At 34.8% G+C, this 18,559-nt stretch carries 10 protein-coding genes; 7 read left to right on the forward strand and 3 right to left on the reverse strand.

The genetic code is table 11. The features are described 5' to 3' along the window. The first annotated feature begins 36 nt into the window (after positions 1 to 36). The gene (locus T410_RS03310) at positions 37 to 3,213 is read left to right on the forward strand and encodes an efflux RND transporter permease subunit (protein ID WP_035668690.1); all 3,177 of its coding nucleotides are present in this window, start codon (positions 37 to 39) and stop codon (positions 3,211 to 3,213) included. Between the two features lie 112 nt (positions 3,214 to 3,325). Here T410_RS03310 and T410_RS03315 read toward each other — a convergent pair whose 3' ends face one another. The 3 genes from T410_RS03315 to T410_RS03325 all read right to left on the reverse strand — a co-directional run bounded on the left by T410_RS03315 (position 3,326) and on the right by T410_RS03325 (position 5,854). Further along, complete coding sequence (locus T410_RS03315; RefSeq protein WP_035668692.1) at positions 3,326 to 3,766, reverse strand: LexA family transcriptional regulator; 441 nt, start codon at positions 3,764 to 3,766, stop codon at positions 3,326 to 3,328. Next, the gene (locus T410_RS03320; protein ID WP_035668694.1) at positions 3,757 to 5,031 is read right to left on the reverse strand and encodes a Y-family DNA polymerase; all 1,275 of its coding nucleotides are present in this window, start codon (positions 5,029 to 5,031) and stop codon (positions 3,757 to 3,759) included. The genes T410_RS03315 and T410_RS03320 overlap by 10 nt, the downstream gene beginning before the upstream one ends. Before the next feature lie 103 nt (positions 5,032 to 5,134). Next, positions 5,135 to 5,854, reverse strand: a complete 720-nt coding sequence (locus T410_RS03325) for an NUDIX domain-containing protein (protein WP_035668695.1) — start codon at positions 5,852 to 5,854, stop codon at positions 5,135 to 5,137. A gap of 382 nt (positions 5,855 to 6,236) precedes the next feature. Here T410_RS03325 and T410_RS03330 point away from each other — a divergent pair, with 382 nt between their 5' ends. The 6 genes from T410_RS03330 (at position 6,237) to T410_RS03355 (ending at position 18,378) form a co-directional block, all read left to right on the forward strand. Continuing rightward, positions 6,237 to 7,730: a xylulokinase gene (locus tag T410_RS03330; RefSeq protein ID WP_035668700.1), complete on the forward strand. Its 1,494-nt coding sequence runs from the start codon at positions 6,237 to 6,239 to the stop codon at positions 7,728 to 7,730. Next, positions 7,730 to 9,052 carry a xylose isomerase gene (gene xylA / locus T410_RS03335; protein WP_035668702.1) on the forward strand — a complete coding sequence of 441 codons (1,323 nt, stop codon included), beginning with the start codon at positions 7,730 to 7,732 and terminating at the stop codon, positions 9,050 to 9,052. The genes T410_RS03330 and xylA overlap by 1 nt, the downstream gene beginning before the upstream one ends. 13 nt (positions 9,053 to 9,065) lie before the next feature. Then, entirely contained in the window at positions 9,066 to 10,547 is a 1,482-nt protein-coding gene (locus T410_RS03340) for a glycoside hydrolase family 30 beta sandwich domain-containing protein (protein ID WP_035674027.1), read from the forward strand. Positions 10,548 to 11,239: 692 nt separating this feature from the next. Further along, positions 11,240 to 14,350 carry a TonB-dependent receptor gene (locus T410_RS03345; protein WP_035668707.1) on the forward strand — a complete coding sequence of 1,037 codons (3,111 nt, stop codon included), beginning with the start codon at positions 11,240 to 11,242 and terminating at the stop codon, positions 14,348 to 14,350. Between the two features lie 14 nt (positions 14,351 to 14,364). Continuing rightward, complete coding sequence (locus T410_RS03350; RefSeq protein ID WP_035668709.1) at positions 14,365 to 15,870, forward strand: RagB/SusD family nutrient uptake outer membrane protein; 1,506 nt, start codon at positions 14,365 to 14,367, stop codon at positions 15,868 to 15,870. Positions 15,871 to 16,368: 498 nt separating this feature from the next. Next, the gene (locus T410_RS03355; RefSeq protein WP_035668710.1) at positions 16,369 to 18,378 is read left to right on the forward strand and encodes a beta-galactosidase; all 2,010 of its coding nucleotides are present in this window, start codon (positions 16,369 to 16,371) and stop codon (positions 18,376 to 18,378) included. The last annotated feature ends 181 nt before the right edge of the window (positions 18,379 to 18,559 follow it).

Below are 18,559 nucleotides of genomic sequence, written 5' to 3' on the forward strand. Positions count from 1 at the left end.
TTATACCGTAAACTTTAAGACCTAAAAAACAAATATATGAAATTAGCAGAAATATCTATAAAACGTCCCTCCTTAGTAATTGTATTGTTTACAATGCTGATATTAGGCGGACTATTCAGCTACAGTCAACTGGGCTACGAATTAATTCCTAAATTCGAACAAAACGTAATTACCATTGCAACGGTATATCCTGGAGCTTCACCAAGTGAGGTAGAAAACACGGTAACCAAAAAAATAGAAGATGCCGTTGCTTCTCTAGAAAACATCAAAAAAATTGATTCTAAATCCTACGAAAGTTTGTCAGTCGTATCGATTTCGTTTAATTCAAATGCCAAAGTTGACATCTCGATGAATGATGCGCAACGAAAAATAAATGCCATCATCAGTGATTTACCAGATGATGCCAAGACGCCTTCATTATCTAAATTCTCTTTGAGCGATTTACCAATTATAACCATTGGTGCCAACGGAAAAATGGATGAAGTCGCTTTTTATGACTTAATTGATAAAAAAATAGCTCCAGTTCTTTCTCGAGTTGCAGGTGTTGCGCAAGTAAACGTTATTGGAGGACAAGAACGTGAAATTCAAGTCAATCTTGATGCTGCAAAACTGCAAGGTTATGGTCTTTCAGTTCCGCAAGTGCAGCAAACTATTTTGAGTTCCAATTTAGATTTCCCAACAGGAAATATTCAAACTCGTGATCAAAAAATATTAATTCGTTTAGCGGGGAAATATAAAAATGTTGAAGAATTGCGCAATTTAGTAGTCTCGTCTCAAAACGGAGTTCAAGTTCGTCTTGGTGATATTGCCGATGTCCAGGATACTCAAAAAATTGCTGAAAAAATATCACGAATCGATCAAAAAAGCGCTATCGTTTTACAAATTATTAAACAATCTGATGCAAATGCAGTTGCCGTAAGTGAGGTATTGATTAAAACAATAAACAAACTTACAACTGATTATAAAAAAAATGGATTACAACTTCAAGTAGCCAAAGACAGTACTATTTTTACACTTGAAGCTGCTGATTCTGTTGTACATGATTTATTGATTGCAGTACTTTTAGTTGCCTTTGTAATGTTGTTTTTCTTACACAGTATTAGAAACTCGCTTATTGTAATGGTTTCTATTCCAGCATCATTAATTGCTACATTTATTGGGATTTATTTGATGGGATACACTTTAAACTTAATGAGTTTACTTGGATTATCTCTTGTAGTTGGTATTCTTGTCGATGATGCCATCGTGGTCCTTGAAAACATTTACAGGCACATGGAAATGGGTAAAAACCGCGTTCGTGCTGCTTATGACGGAACAGCTGAAATTGGTGGAACTGTAGTGTCAATTACTTTAGTTATTGTGGTTGTGTTTTTACCAATCGCCATGAGTTCAGGTTTGGTTTCAAACATTATTACACAGTTTTGTGTAACCGTTATTATCTCAACATTATTGTCATTACTAGCTTCGTTTACCATTATTCCTTGGTTGTCTTCCCGTTATGGAAAATTAGAACATATTGAAGGTAAAAATCTTTTCGGAAGGATTATCCTTGGATTTGAAAGCTATTTAACCCGTTTCATCAACTGGATCTCCCATTTATTGACATGGTGTTTAGATCATTATAAAACGACCTTAGCAATTGTTCTTGTCCTCTTTTTCGCATCAACTATCGGATTAGCTGCAGGAGGTTTTATAGGTGGCGAATTCTTTGCAACATCAGATAGTGGTGAGTTTTTAGTTCAAATAGAAATGCCAAAAGATGCGTCATTAGAACAAACCAACTTTATGACTCAAAAAGCAGAAGCTTTTTTGAAAACACAAGAATATGTTCACAGTCAAATTACAACTGTTGGGCAAACGAGCGAAGGTTTTGGTGCCTCACAGGCAACTGCTTATAAAGCTGAGATTGACGTAAAAATGATTGAACAAAAAGAGCGTACTGAGGGAGCATCAGTTTATGCCGCAAAAATCAAAAGAAAACTAGAAAAAATATTAGTTGGTGCCAAAGTAAAAACAGCTCCGGTTGGTATTTTAGGAACAGCTGAAATTGCAACTTTAGGTTTAATTGTAACTGGGCCAAACGTGGAAAGCGCCATGAAATTTGCCAAATTAGCTGAAGCTGAATTAAAAACAATTCCTGGTACTACCGAGATTAAACTTACTGTTGAAGATGGAAATCCAGAAATTAACGTACAGGTTGACAGAGATAAAATGGCTGCTCTTGGACTTACTTTACAAACAGTAGGAGGAACAATGCAAACCGCTTATTCCGGAAACACAGATGGAAAATTCAGAGCCGGTGAATACGAATATGACATCAATATAAGGTACAATAGTTTTGACAGAAAAAGTATTGAAGATGTTAGTAATCTAATTTTCATCAACTCATCTGGTCAGCAAATTAAATTATCGCAATTTGCAACAATCAAGGAAGGTTCCGGACCAAGTCAATTAGAACGTAGAGACAAAACTGCTTCGGTAACGGTACAAGGTCAAAATGTAGGTGTGGCTTCTGGAACCATTGTTTCGCAATGGCAAGAAAAACTTGACAAGTTAGAAAAACCAACTGGTGTAAACTATATTTGGGGTGGCGATCAAGAAAACCAAAGTGAAGGTTTTGGAACATTAGGAATAGCCTTATTAGCAGCTATAATCTTAGTTTATCTTGTAATGGTTTCTTTATATGACAGTTTTGTCCATCCATTTGTGGTATTATTTGCTATTCCGCTTTCGTTCATTGGAGCAATGTTAGCTTTAGCGTTAACGAATAACACTTTGAATATTTTCACCATTCTTGGAGTAATCATGCTTATTGGTTTAGTGTGTAAAAATGCAATTATGCTAGTCGATTACACCAATCAAAGAAGAGCCGCAGGAGAATCGATAAGAACGGCATTAATTCAAGCGAATCACGCGAGACTTCGTCCAATTTTGATGACAACTATTGCGATGGTATTTGGTATGTTCCCAATTGCATTAGCATCTGGAGCCGGAGCTGAATGGAAAAATGGTTTGGCTTGGGTAATTATTGGAGGATTGATTTCTTCGTTATTCTTAACCTTGATTGTCGTTCCTGTAATTTATGAAATTATGGAGAAATTAATTTCTAAATTTAGCAAAGGAGAAAAAACAGACTACGAAGCTGAAATGGTTGCCGATTATGTTCACACTGAACTAAGTGAAGATGGTTTTAATCCAAAACATACGCTTTAATACCTAATTATATTTTAGAATTTAGAACCTGTCCATTCGTTTGGGCAGGTTTTTTTGTTTTCAATAATTAGCACCCTACAAATTCTTTCTCCAATACAATAAGCAACTGGTTTTAAAGCTTTTTTATCACATAAGTCACGATTCCCCAGATAATCAATTGATTTTCCTCACTCACTTTTATAGGAGAATAATTAGCATTTTCAGGCATGAGATACAAACAATCTTTCTCGAGTTGAATGCGTTTCACCGTAAATTCTCCATCGATAAAACAAATGGCGATTTTATTGTTTTGCGGTTCTAAACTTCGATCTACTACAAGTACATCCTTGTCATTTATACCCGCATCAATCATTGAATTCCCTTTGACTTTGATATAAAAAGTGGCTAAAGGATTTTCACTTAGCTCTTTGTTTAAATCGATATTCGTTTCCATAAAATCAGCTGCCGGTGAGGGAAATCCCGCTGAAACGCCTTCGGATATAAAAGGAATTTTTAAATCACTTTCAAAATCCGGCAGAAAGAATGTTAGTTTTTGTTCTTTGTTTACTGGCATTTTATTTCTAGAATATCTTTAAAATTAGTAGTGTATTTTGGCGACAAATGCTTCTGATTCATATTCCAAGTCAAGCTTAAATTTTGAGTGGCTAACTTTACTTTTTTCTCTCCAATTTTATTATTGAGACGATCCATTACTTTCATTAACTCCAAATGTTTTGGGTTTTCCTCCTCAAATAGCTGCAACTGTTTTCTGTTTTCATCAATAAGTTCAGTGACAATAACGCCTGCTTTTTTGAATTTTATATTCTCATTTCCCTTATACAATTGCTGAAACATATCAATGGCAGCATTCGATATTGTTAAGGTTGAATTCGTTGCAAAAGGCAGGGTAACGGCCATATTAAAATAATATTTAGAAGTTTGCACCGTATGTTTATCAATGACCAACAGTACTATAATCGTATGACAACAAGAGTTTTGTTTCCGTAATTTCTCAGCACAAACTGATGCAAAGGTGGCAATACGTTCCCGCAACAAATCAAAATCAGAGATTTGTTTTGGAAAACTTCTGGTAATAGCAATACTCTTTTTTTGATCTGCAAGAGGTTCTAAATCTAAAACAGATTTCCCTTCTAATTCATATTTTAACCGAAGGCCTACAACTCCCATTTCTTTCTTAATCCAAGATTCGTGTTGTGGTGCTATAAAGTCTAAAGCAGTGGCAATATTTCGTGCTTTCATCTTTTTATTCATCCGATAGCCAATTCCCCAAACATCTTCAATTTTAGTCCATTTTAAAGCTTTGATACGTTTTTCATCACTGTCTATTACATAAACACCTGCCGTTCTCTCTTGAAATTTCTTAGCTATTTTATTGGCTACTTTTGACAATGCTTTGGTTTCGGCAAAGCCAATGCAAACCGGAATTCCTACCCATTTTTGGATGCGGGTTTTCATTTGAACCCCATAATCATGATAGTCCAAAACATTCATACCGTCAAAATTCAGAAAAGCTTCATCAATACTATAAATTTCTAAATTAGGCGTGAACTGTCCCAAAATTGACATGACTCTATTACTCAAATCACCATAAAGGGCATAATTCGAAGAAAATAACGTTACTCCTTTCTCTTTTACTAGCTCCTTGATTTTAAAAGCGGGTGCACCCATTGGGATTCCAGCCGCTTTAGCTTCACTGCTTCTGGAAATTACACAACCATCATTATTTGACAATATTGCAATAGGTTTTCCTGCAAATTGAGGTTGAAAAACCCTTTCGCAAGAAGCGTAGAAATTGTTACAGTCGACTAAAGCATACATTGTACAAAATTACTCAATATGCTTTTATGCGAGTAAGTAACAAAAGTTAATTTTAGAGATTGTTAATAAGTAAAATAGATCTAATTTCAAGAAATAAATTAAATCAAAACTCGAAATTGAACCCTTTTTGAGTTAGCTTTTCATAAATTTCAGCATCAAATTTATACAACTTTGCTGCTCTATGGGAAACATCTTGTTGCTTTTCATCCAAAGCAAGCAGTAACTTCATGTGCAGAATTTTTCTACGAAAATTAGATTTATCCATCTCTACTCCCAAAACCTCCTCATAAAGATGCATGAGTTCTAACAAAGTAAACTTTTCAGGCAAAAGATTAAAACCTATGGGAGCCTGACGCACCCGATTGCGTAATTGTTTTAAGCTGTAATCTAAAATTTCATTGTGGTCATAAATTAAATCCGGTATCTCATTAATTTTATACCATTTTGCATCAGCTGCAGTAAAACCAGCCTTTACATTATAATCGGCCCTTTTAATCAAAGCATAATAACCAATTGTAATAACTCTTCTTAACGGAAAACGATCCGGCTCTCCAAAAGCTTTCAATTGCTCTAAGAATATTTTATCTAACCCTGTAAGTTCTCCCAACAATCGATGGGCAGCATTATCTATACTTTCTTTCTTTTTTATCCAACCTCCCGGAAGTCCCCATTTTCCTTTACTAATACCTTCAGCATGTTGCACCAAAAGAACTTCTAAAATCCCGTTGTCAAAACCAAATATTACACAGTCAATCGTTATTGCATTCATGGCTGATTGTTCCACTGTTTTTAAGGAATTCGTTTCCGTGTTATTTTCAACCATAGTCTAAAAATTTGAATGAAATATAGAAAAAAAATTAAAAACCAAATCTTATTTTCTTTCTGTGTTTTAAAGCTCAAATGCTTTTTTTGTAAATATTTAAAAAAATAACGGAATTATTGACAGATTATCTTTAAAAAATTCATTTGCAGTTAAAATTTAAAAAAAATAATTTTTATCAGATAACACTGCCTTTATTTGATACAAATGTATAATAATACCCTCAATTAATTATTAATTACAAATTTTTAAACATAAAATATTGTTAATATAAAAAAATGTCTTACACTTGTAGTCAAATTAACCATAAGCATATAGTTAATCTGAATGTAAGTTTAAAAAAGCAAACATAAACAACACATACAACCCCTTAAAAACAAGTAATATGTATTTTTTAGGAATAGATTTAGGAAGCTCGTCGATAAAATTATCGGTATTTGATCCCGAAAAAGGAATTACTGTTGGTTCAGTAACTGTTCCTGAATTTGAGATGGATATTATTGCGCCTAAATTTGGTTGGGCTGAACAAGATCCTAATTCTTGGTGGCAAAATGTTAAGAATGGCATACAAGTTTTAGGAACAAAACAGCATATTGATTTAAAACAAATAGCAGGAATTGGCATAGCCTATCAAATGCATGGTTTGGTTTTAACCGATGAAAAATTGAATCCTGTGCGTCCTTCGATTATTTGGTGCGACAGCAGAGCTGCAATCATAGGTAGCGAGACATACAATCGTATGGGATCGGAATACTGCCAACAACAAATTCTGGGAAGTCCAGGGAATTTTACAGCTTCTAAATTAAAATGGGTTCAAACCAATGAACCTGAAGTTTTTGAAAAAGCTGCCTACATGATGCTTCCCGGTGATTTTATAGCCGCAAAACTTTCAGGGATTCCACAAATCAGCACTTCGGGATTATCAGAAGCCGCATTATGGAATTTTGCAAAAGGAAGTTTAGCTACCGAAATACTTCAAGAAATGGGACTTCCAGAGAAAATGATTCCTGAAATTGTACCCAATTTTGGCTACCAAGCTACTATAAATCAAGATATAGCTATTGAATTAGGTCTAGACAAAAACACCAAAATAACGTATCGTGCCGGTGACCAACCTAACAATGCATTATCACTAAATGTACTAAAGCCAGGAGAAATAGCTACTACAGCTGGAACTTCAGCTGTAATTTATGCTGTAAGCGACAAGGATATCTATGACAAAGAAAATCGCATCAATACGTTCTTGCATGTAAATAACACCGAATCTCAAAAAAACAATGGGGTGATGCTTTGCATTAATGGTTCCGGTATTTTGTACCAATGGCTACGAAAAATCATGTCCGTTGACAAAGCAAATCTAATTGCATACGAAACGCTTAATGCTGAAGCCGCAAAAGTTGAAGTAGGAAGCAAAGGCCTTCGCTTCTACCCTTTTGGGAATGGTGTCGAACGTATTTTTAATAATAAGAATGCCAATTCAGGGATTCAGAATTTAAACTTTAACATCCATCAATCCGGACACCTCATTAGATCAGCTTGTGAGGGAATTGTGTTTGCAATGAATTACGGTTTTGATGTCATGAAATCCGTAGGAGCATCTGGAGATGTTGTGAGAGCAGGGAATGCAAACTTATTTTTAAGCCCTGTTTTCAGAGAAATTTTCACTAATACTACCCAAACTACTTTAGAACTCTACAACACTTCCGGAGCCGAAGGTGCAGCACGTGGTGCAGCCTACGGTTTTGGGTTTTATGCTTCCCTTGATGAAGCTTTTAAAGGGTTGAAATGCATCGAACGAATAGAACCCAATCCTTCGCTGACTTCACAATATCATGACCTATATCAAGAATGGAAAAATCATATTAAACTAGAACAATAATGAACACAACTAAACAAACTTATTTTAAAAACATCGACACGATAAAATTCGAAGGTAAAGAAAGTGATAATCCGCTTGCTTTTAAATGGTATGATGAAAACCGAGTAGTAGCTGGAAAGACATTAAAAGAACATTTGCGTTTCTCTATGGCGTACTGGCATACCTTATGCAATACTGGTGGAGATCCATTTGGGGCTGGAACAGAAACATTTGCTTGGAACAAAAACGAAGATGCAATTCAAAGGGCCAAAGACAAAATGGATGCCGCTTTTGAATTTATGAGCAAATTAGGAATACCTTATTATTGTTTTCATGATTTAGATATTGTTGATGAAGCACCAACTTTGGCAGAATTTGAAAGACGAGTACAAGAATTGGTAGCTTATGCTAAAATTAAGCAACAAGAAACAGGAATTAAACTGTTGTGGGGAACTTCAAACTTGTTTAGTAATCCGCGTTATATGAATGGGGCTTCTACTAATCCTAATTTTGATGTAGTTGCTCATGCTGCAGCTCAAGCCAAAATTGCAATTGATGCAACCATTGCTTTAGGTGGTGAGAATTACGTTTTTTGGGGAGGTCGTGAGGGATACATGAGTCTTTTGAATACCGACATGAAAAGAGAATTAGACCACATGGGACAATTCCTGACTATTTGTCGAGATTATGCACGCAAGCACGGTTTCAAAGGAACTTTTCTTATTGAACCAAAACCGATGGAGCCTATGAAGCATCAATATGACTTTGATGCCGCAACGACATTAGGATTCCTTAATAAATACGGACTTCAAGATGATTTCAAATTGAACCTGGAAGTAAATCATGCTACCCTTGCAGGCCATACTTTCGAACATGAGTTACAAGTTGCGGTAGATGCCGGAATGTTAGGAAGTATTGATGCGAATCGTGGTGATTATCAAAATGGTTGGGATACCGATCAATTCCCTATCAATGTTTATGAAATTACTCAAGCCATGTTAGTTATTTTAGAAGGTGGTGGAATTCAAGGCGGAGGAATCAACTTTGATGCAAAAGTGCGCAGAAACTCTACCGATTTAGAAGATAAGTTCATTGCTCATATTTCAGGAATGGATGTTTTTGCGCGAGGTCTTATTTACGCAGATCATATTTTACAAAATACGAGTTATAAAAAACTACGCGAACAGCGTTACGGATCATTTGACAATGGCAATGGAGCCAAGTATGAAAAAGGAGAACTCTCTTTGGAAGCACTTAGCGAAATAGCACGTGCAAATGGAGAACCGCAACAAATAAGTGGAAAACAAGAATTATTTGAACAAATTATTGCAAACGCATATTAATAGTATCAAGCAAATGAAAAAACAAGTATTAATTGTCGGACTCTTTCTATCACTGACTGCGGTTTCGGTATCAGCACAAAAAACAACTTGGATTTCGACTACTGAAACAGCTCCATGGAAAACATTTGATATTCCATCAAATTCTGAGACAAATAGAACTCAGATTGAAATTTTTCCTAATAAAGTTTTGCAGCAAATCGATGGTTTTGGAAGTTGTTTTAACGAGTTGGGCTGGACATCACTGAACGAACTAAAAACGGAAGACCGTAAAAATATATTCAAAGAATTGTTCGAACCCGGTTATGGCGCAGGATTTACCATTTGCAGAATGCCAATTGGCGCTAATGATTTCTCGAGAGACTGGTATTCATACGATGAAACGGAAGGTGATTTGCAACTTAAAAATTTCAGCATCAAGAATGACTTGGAAACTTTAATTCCTTTCATTAAAAGTGCTCAAAAATACAATCCGAAATTGCAATTATGGGCATCCCCTTGGAGCCCGCCGTCATGGATGAAATACAACAAACATTACGCTCTTGCAAAGGTTCCTTCGGCATTTGGAACTGCAGAAAATGGTATTAGTGATAGCCAACTTGGCAAAGAAGGTGAAGATATGTTTATTCAGGAAGAGGCTTATTTTAAAGCGTATGCTATCTATTTTCGAAAATTCATCGAAGCGTATAAAAAGAAAAATATTACAATAGGTATGGTGATGCCACAAAATGAATTCAACTCTGCCCAATGGTATCCGAGTTGTACTTGGACGCCAGGAGGACTTTCGAAATTTTTAAAATTTCTGGGTCCAGAAATGGCGAAAACCAAAACGAATATCTTTTTTGGCACTTTTGAAAGACCAAATGAACAACTGTTCAAAGAGGCGTATTCCAAGGAAGTTGCCAGTTATATCAAAGGAGTTGGTTTTCAATGGGGCGGAAAAGATGCTGTTGGAAAAATTCATCAGGAATATCCTCAACTTAAGATTTATCAAAGCGAACACGAATGTGGTAACGGACAAAATTCATGGGAATATTGTGAATATGGCTGGGATTTGATCAAGCATTATTTTGAGAATGGTGCAAATGCCTACCTATATTGGAATACTGCGCTGAATGAAGGTGGCGTGAGCCGTTGGGGATGGAAACAAAATTCGCTGATTACGGTCAATAAAAACAATAAAACCTATACGTATAATCCAGAATATTATATGATGAAGCATCTTAGTCATTTTGTAAAACCCGGAGCACATCTGATTGAAAGCAGTAGTGTAAGGACAAAATTAGACCGTGATGACGTACTCTTTAAAAACAAAGTCAATTTGGACAGTAACTCAGATAATTTACTTGCGTTTAAAAACCCCGATAACAGTATTGTGGTTGTAATTTATAATCCTGATACTGAGGACAAAGCAATTACTTTGGTATCTGGGAAAACAGTCTTGAACCCAATTTTAAAATCTAAATCCTTCAATACATTTCTTATAAAACAACTTTAAGAGAATTTTAAATCTAAATATTTTGTTAAAAAATAAATTTTTTAGTAAGATTTTATTTACTCCATTGAGTTACAATACGAACGAAATATAAATATTTTGTTGTTTTATTATAAAAATTAATCTGTGTGATTTTTTTGAAGAATTATTTGTTTTTTAGATCAAATGCGTCAATTTGACACAAATAAATAATAAAACAAGGATTTACATTATAAAAAACACAATATTAAAAATCAATTTTAACATTTAATTTATTCAATATGTTTTTTTACACTCTTTTTTTTTAATTATTAATTACTTTTTGTAATTATTTTTTAATAATATTTACAAATGTTAAACTAACACTTATAACTAATCTAAGCCATCTATTCAATTGTAATGCTACTGTATTGCAAAGAAAAAATGATTATTAACAATACTGTTTTGCGAGTTTTTCTTTTATTTTTTTACCCAAAAGGTCAACATTATAAACGAAAGTAAAGTCCTTAGGATTCGAATACGATTAAAACATAAAAATCGAGCATTGCTCAAAAGAATATAAAAAATATAAGCGGACGAAATTGCAACATCTTCTTTTGAGATGCATTCAATAAATAAAATGTTCATTTTTCGTCTCATTATATTTCACGACTGTTAGGTCGAACGCATTGTAGTGTATCTACAAATTATTAAACAATAACCAAAAACTAAAAAAAATGAAATTAACCAAATTACTTATTTTTTGTTTTTCATCAATCTTATTCTCCGTTTACGGGCAGGCACAGGATGCTACTGTAAAGGGAAAAATAATAGATGAAAAAGGGATGTCCATCCCAGGTGCAACGATTTTAATCAAAGGAACCACCAAAGCCTCGGCTTCAGATTTTGATGGGAATTACCAGATAAAAGCTCCTGCAGATGCTACTTTGACAATTAGTTATGTAGGGTACAACACAGTACAAGAACCTATAAAAGGAAGAACTCAAATTGAAGTTAAACTTAAACCTCAATCTCAGGATTTGAATGAAGTTGTTGTTGTAGGGTATGGTTCTCAAAAGAAAAGCGTTGTTACTGGTGCAATATCCAGTGTAAGAGCTAAAGATCTTGAAAAAGTACCTAATGGCCGTATTGAGCAAGCTTTACAAGGTAGAGTTTCGGGTGTTACCATTGCTGCCAGTTCTGGTCAACCAGGTTCTGCTTCAACTATTCGAGTGAGAGGGGTAACTACTTTCGGAGAAGGTGGAAACGATCCTCTTTGGGTTGTGGACGGTGTAGTGGTAGATTCAGGAGGAATAGGATTTTTAAATCAATCTGATATTGAGTCCATGGAAGTTTTAAAAGATGCTGCTTCAGCTGCAATTTACGGAACACGTGCTGCTACAGGAGTAATATTAGTAACTACCAAAAAAGGTAAAGCCGGAAAAATAAGTGTAAACTATAACGGATTTATAGGAACTTCGGCACCAGAGAAGACTTTAAATTTATTAAATGCTACTCAATACGGCACCATTTTGAATGAAAAGTTAATTAATGCAGGTCAACCTGCGAGATTCTCAAATGTAGCTGCTTTAGGAGTTGGTACGGATTGGCAAAAAGCCATTTTTAATAACAGCTCTATGCGTTACTCTCATGAATTGAGTATCAGTGGCGGAAATGATGTATCTAGTTTTTATGCCTCTTTTGGAATTCAAGATCAAGAAGGAATTGTTGCTACTGAAATTTCTAACTATACTAAAAAGAATTTCCGTTTAAACTCTACACACAAAATATCCAAAATATTTACTTTAGGACAAACTTTTGGTTTTTCTCATCAAAAATCAGTAGGTATTGGTAATACTAATAGTGAATTTGGAGGACCATTAAGTTCTGCACTTAACTTAGATCCAATTACTCCTTTGGTTGAGACGGATCCTATAAAAGCAAATGGAGCTCCATATAACTCTAACCCTGTAATGAGAGATACTAATGGAAATCCTTATGGAATTTCAAGTATTGTAGGTCAACAAATGACGAATCCCTTGGCCTATATTAAAACAAGACTTGGGAATTTTGGGTGGTCTGATAATCTTGTAGGTAATGCTTATTTAGAAGCTGCTGTCACAAGTCATATCAAAATCAGGTCTACTGTTGGTGGTAAATTAACGTATTGGGGAAATCAAGCGTTTACTCCTGTTTATTATTTAAGTGCCACTGAAAACATACTTAAAAACAATTACGCTCAAACAGAAAATAAAAGTTTTGCATGGAATATTGAGAATATAGCAACATACACAAATCAATTTGGGAATCATAACCTAACTGTCTTATTAGGACAAGGATCTTATGTTGATAATATTGGTGGTGGTTCAGGTACTACTATGTTTGGATTGCCTATTACTAATTATCGTGATGCCTCTTTCAATTTTGATATTCCACAATCAGACAGAAGCAGTTCTACTTATGATTTGATCGAACATAAATTGACTTCATTATTCTCTCGTGTGAATTATGATTATAAAGAAAAGTATTTATTCACAGGAATTATTCGTCGTGACGGTTCTTCTCGTTTTGGAGCAAATAATAAATTTGGAGTATTCCCATCGTTTAATCTAGGATGGAATGTAACTAAAGAAAGCTTTTGGAAAGAAAACAATGCTGTTAATGCTTTGAAAATTAGAGGTGGATATGGTGTTGTAGGAAACGATGCGATACCAAACTTTAGATACCTTTCATTAGTGGTAGGTGGTCAAAACTATTCTGTTGGAAACTCAGGAGCAATAACTACAGGTTATGCTAACCTTACTCTTGACAATCCTGACTTGAAGTGGGAAGAAACATCACAAGCAAATATTGGTTTCGAATCCAAATTTTTCAACACTATAAATCTTACTGTAGATTTATATAAGAAAACTACTAACGGTATTTTACGTCCTATAACTATTCCTGGTTACGTAGGTGTTGTTGCAAATCCTACAGGAAACATTGCTGACATGGATAACAAAGGTATTGAGGTTGAGTTAGGCTACAAAAAGAAATTTGGTCAAGTAAATTTCTCTGCAAATGGAAATGTTGCTTATTTGAAAAACGAAGTTACTTATGTGGCTTCTAGTTCAAATTTTATTATTGGAGATGCTACTTTTCAAAGTTACGGACCTGTAACCAGAACACAAGTAGGACAATCTTACAATGCATTCTACGGGTTGAAAACAGCTGGTATTTTTCAAAACCAAGCTGAAATAAATGCTTACACAAATGCTTCTGGCGGATTAATTCAGCCTAGAGCAAAACCAGGAGATTTCCGTTGGGTTGATTATGATGGTAACGGTTCAATCGATGATAATGACAAACATATTTTAGGGAGTAGTATTCCAAAATATACCTTTGGTATAACTTTAAATGTTGATTATAAAAACTTCGATTTAATGGCTTTTGCTCAAGGAGCAGCCGGAAATAAAATTTTCCAAGGATTAAGAAGGTTAGATATTTTGGAAGCAAACTACCTAACAGAAGCGATGGGACGTTGGACAGGCGAAGGAACATCTAATAGCTACCCTAGATTAACCAATGATGACAGCAATGGAAATTTTGGTCAAATGTCTGATTTCTACTTAGAAAAAGGAGATTACCTACGTTTGAAAGTAGTACAATTAGGATATACTTTACCGGCTAATTTAGTTTCGAAAATAGGAGCAAGTAAATTACGCCTTTATCTAACGGCTGAAAACTTATTGACTCTTACTAAATATACAGGATTTGACCCTGAAATTGGAGGAAGTGTATTTGGTATTGACAAAGGGGTTTACCCTCAAGCAAGAACATTCATGTTTGGAGCTAATTTACAATTTTAATAAAATCAAGAATTATGAAAACAATAAAATTTAAATATTTATTTATTGCAATGGCAATGGCTTCTTTTGGATCATGCTCAGAAGAGTTTGTGAATTTGACACCAAAAGGCTCTTTTGTTTCTGAGAATTATTATGCCAATCAAGAACAAGCTACGGCTGCTTTAATAGGAGTTTATGATGTTCTTGGTAGAAACACAGGTGGTTTTTTTAATCTCGTTGGTATGATGAACGCAGGTTCGGATGATCATTACGCAGGTGGTGGTGGAGAAACTGATGGTGGCGGAGTTCAATATTTTTCCAGACATGCCCTTACTGCTACAACAATACCAGATGGTTATTGGAACTGGCAATACCAAGGAATTTTTAGAGCAAATACGTTACTTTCAAAATTAGACGCTGTTGACATGTCGGATAATTTGAAAACTAGATTTGCTGCCGAAGCAAAAGGACTACGTGCAATTTATTATTTCAATTTAGTGCGAATGTTTAAAAACATACCATTAACACTAGAACCTTTGACAGCGGTTAACATGTATGATATTGAGCAATCAAATCCAGCAGCTGTTTATGCTCAAATAGAAAAAGATTTAATAGAGGCTGCTGCAGATTTACCTACAAGTGTTAATGCTACAACTGAATCTGGTCGTCTTACAAAATGTGCGGCTCAAGCGATGCTTGGAAAAGTGTATTTGTATGATGGAAAAAAGACCGAAGCTGCTGCTGTTTTGGCACAAGTAAACGGTACGCCTGGTTCAGCGAATCAGTATGGAAACAAATTATTAGCTGACTATAATGATTTATGGGTAGTTTCTAATAAATTTAATTCAGAATCAATTTTAGAAGAAGTTCGCACAGGTGCCGGTAATACTGAAGGGCCAGCTTGGATGACTGGTGCTGATGAAGGAAATTCATTGAATGTTATGGTTGGTCCTAGAAGTTATTCAAGACCAGTTGGTTCTACAGCTCCAGATTTACCGTCTGGGTGGAGTTTTAATGTTCTTACACAAGATTTTTATGATGCCATTAAATTAGATCCAAGATTTGGAGCTACAATATTAGACCTAAAAGCTTTAAAAGCTGCAGGACAAGTAGATTATATTTCTGGATATCAAGACACAGGATATTTTTTAAATAAATTTCTTCCAAGAACAAAAGACGTGCATACTGGCGGAGGATTGTCATTTTTTAATTATGAGCAAGATTCTTATATAATAAGATTAGCCGACACTTATTTAATGGAAGCGGAAGCATTAGGTTCAGGAGCAAGAGCACAAGCTTTATTGGATGCCGTAAGAGCGAGAGTTGGTTTACCATCTGTACCTGTTACACTTGCTGCTATTAAAAACGAAAGAAGAATGGAACTTGCAGGTGAAGGACACAGATTCTTTGACTTAGTAAGATGGGGAGATGCAGCCAGCAAACTAGCAAACAGAGGTTTCGTTGCGGGTAAAGATGAAATTTTCCCTATTCCATTGACTGAGCTACAGGGGACTAAATTAAAACAAAACCCTGGTTATTAATAATTCATAGTTGATTTACCTACTGCTTCAAATGTAAACATTAAGTAAATCAACAAGTTTCAAAATGAGCCATACACAAGAAATGGTTTATTAGATTCCAATGCAAAGGCTGTCTTTCGATTTCCAATTGTTGATAAATAGTACAAATGCAGCAATCGAAGTAGTAAAATAAGTTGGTTTGAAATTAGGTTGCAAAATAGCCCATATTCTTATGTTTATGGGCTATTTTTAAATTAACAAACGCATAAAATTAATTTTGAGAAAGCACATTATATTCTCAAAATTAGAAACACAATAATTAGAAAAACAGCATATAATCCATTCCTATTTTAGGAAATGAGTAAAAGAATCAATATCAAATATCATTTATAAACCTCTAAAATCATTCATTAGAAATAAGTAATTAATTTAAATCCTAAAACTGAAATGAATAAAATAATTTTTTATTTCCTCTTTATTTTTTGCGGGCAAACAGTTGTATGCGGGCAAAAAATTAAAATGGACAAGCTGCTTTATGGAGTTGCTTATTATGATGAATACATGCCTTACGACCGACTGGATAAGGACATCCAAATGATGAAAGAGGCCGGCATAAATGTAGTCCGTATTGCCGAATCAACCTGGAGTACGGTTGAACCGCAAGATGGTGTATTTGATTTTACCCACATTGATCGAGTACTAAATGCCATGCACAAGGCTGGAATAAGTGTAATTGTAGGCACACCAACCTACGCTGTCCCTACCTGGTTAGTACGAAAATATCCAGATATATTGGCTATAACTCCAGATGGTCCCAATCGATATGGAGCACGTCAGAATATGGATATTTCTAATCCAAATTTTCGCAAACATGCTGAAATTGTAATTCGAAAAATCATGGAACATGTTAAGGATTATCCTGGCATAATAGGCTACCAAGTTGATAATGAAACGAAAGCTTATAATACAGCCGGTCCTGAAGTACAAAAACTTTTTGTAAAATACATGCAGGAAAAGTTTAAATCGCTAGATGTTATTAATAAAGAGTTTGGTTTGGATTATTGGAGCAACCGAATTAATAATTGGGATGATTTCCCTTCAACAGTCGGAACAATAAATGCAAGTCTTGGCTCTGAATTTTCAAAGTTTCAACGTAAACTGGTAACTGATTATTTGACTTGGCAGGCATCAATGGTGAGAGAATACAAACATCCGGATCAATTTGTAACACAAAATTTTGATTTAGACTGGAGAGGATATTCGTATGGCATTCAATCTGAAGTAGATCATTTTGCCGCTGCAAAAGCAATGGATATTGCAGGAGTGGATATTTACCATCCTACACAGGACAAACTCACCGGTATCGAAATCTCTCTTGGAGGAGATTTAACCCGCTCCATGAAGGGAGGAAAAAACTATCTGGTTATTGAAACCGAAGCGCAAGGATTTGCACAGTGGGTTCCTTATACAGGACAATTAAGATTACAGGCGTTTAGTCATTTGGCATCTGGAGCAAATATGGTGGAGTATTGGCATTGGCATTCGATTCATAATTCTGCCGAGACATATTGGAAAGGTTTGCTTAGCCATGATTTTGAACCTAATCCAACGTATAATGAAGCTAAAACCATTGGTAAGGATTTTGAAAGACTTAGTTCGCATTTAGTCAATCTTAAGAAAAAAAATAAAGTAGCCGTCCTTTTTAGCAACGAAGCATTAACGGCATTCAAATGGTTTGGATTTGGTTGGGGATCTAAGGAAAGTTATAATGATATTCTTCGTCCTTTCTATGATGCTTTATATCGAATGAATGTAGGGGTGGATTTTGTTGATCCTTCGAGCACTAATTTAGAAGACTATAAGTTGCTTGTTGTTCCTGCTTTATATGCCGCACCAGATAGTTTATTGCAACGTTTAAATCTATTTGTAAAAAACGGAGGCCATATTGTTTATACTTTTAAAAGTGGATTTTCTGATCAAAATGTGAAAGTTAGAACATCTAAACAACCCGGTATTATTGAGGAAGCTTGTGGTATTAATTACAGTCAATTTACCATTCCTGAAAATGTTACTCTAAAAGCAGACCCATATAATGTGGGTGTCGAAAATAATAAAGTTAGCACATGGATGGAATTAATTACTCCTACTACAGCAAAAGTTCTGGCTTACTATGACCATCCTGTTTGGGGAAAATACGCGGCAATAACAGAAAATAATTATGGTAAAGGATTGGCAACCTATATTGGATGCGTAACAAGTACTGCCGTAATTGAAAAAATAGTAGCGGGTGCGCTTAAGAAAGCAGATTTGTGGGGACTTGATCAACAACTATCTTTCCCTTTGATTACAAAGTCAGGAGTAAATGAAAAAGGAAAAACAATTCATTATTATTTTAATTATTCATCTGTTACAAGCTCATTTAGTTACCCATACAAAGAAGGTAAAGAACTGCTCTCTGCAGAAAGTATAATAAAAAACAAAGAGGTTCAATTAGAACCGTGGGGAGTAAAGATTATTGAGGAAAATTAATTAGTAAAAAACCACTCTTATTTAAAATGAGTCGTTTTATAGAGTTACAATTTGGTTAATTGTAACTCTATTTTTTTAATCTAATTAGAGGAAGTACATGAATCTTACTGTTATAGGTTATTGATTTAACATTTGTATTCCATGGAACATTTTATTAAACAGATTGCCCAATTCCTTCTTT

Origin of the sequence: Flavobacterium sp. 83, from assembly GCF_000744835.1 — a bacterium.
GTDB lineage: Bacteria > Bacteroidota > Bacteroidia > Flavobacteriales > Flavobacteriaceae > Flavobacterium.

What these genes read in the sequence shown, in the direction of transcription:
- T410_RS03310 (WP_035668690.1), top strand. Translation starts at nt 37, where the DNA reads ATGAAATTAGCAGAAATATCTATAAAACGTCCCTCCTTAGTAATTGTA.
- T410_RS03315 (WP_035668692.1), bottom strand. Translation starts at nt 3,766, where the DNA reads ATGCCAGTAAACAAAGAACAAAAACTAACATTCTTTCTGCCGGATTTT.
- T410_RS03320 (WP_035668694.1), bottom strand. Translation starts at nt 5,031, where the DNA reads ATGTATGCTTTAGTCGACTGTAACAATTTCTACGCTTCTTGCGAAAGG.
- T410_RS03325 (WP_035668695.1), bottom strand. Translation starts at nt 5,854, where the DNA reads ATGGTTGAAAATAACACGGAAACGAATTCCTTAAAAACAGTGGAACAA.
- T410_RS03330 (WP_035668700.1), top strand. Translation starts at nt 6,237, where the DNA reads ATGTATTTTTTAGGAATAGATTTAGGAAGCTCGTCGATAAAATTATCG.
- xylA (WP_035668702.1), top strand. Translation starts at nt 7,730, where the DNA reads ATGAACACAACTAAACAAACTTATTTTAAAAACATCGACACGATAAAA.
- T410_RS03340 (WP_035674027.1), top strand. Translation starts at nt 9,066, where the DNA reads ATGAAAAAACAAGTATTAATTGTCGGACTCTTTCTATCACTGACTGCG.
- T410_RS03345 (WP_035668707.1), top strand. Translation starts at nt 11,240, where the DNA reads ATGAAATTAACCAAATTACTTATTTTTTGTTTTTCATCAATCTTATTC.
- T410_RS03350 (WP_035668709.1), top strand. Translation starts at nt 14,365, where the DNA reads ATGAAAACAATAAAATTTAAATATTTATTTATTGCAATGGCAATGGCT.
- T410_RS03355 (WP_035668710.1), top strand. Translation starts at nt 16,369, where the DNA reads ATGGACAAGCTGCTTTATGGAGTTGCTTATTATGATGAATACATGCCT.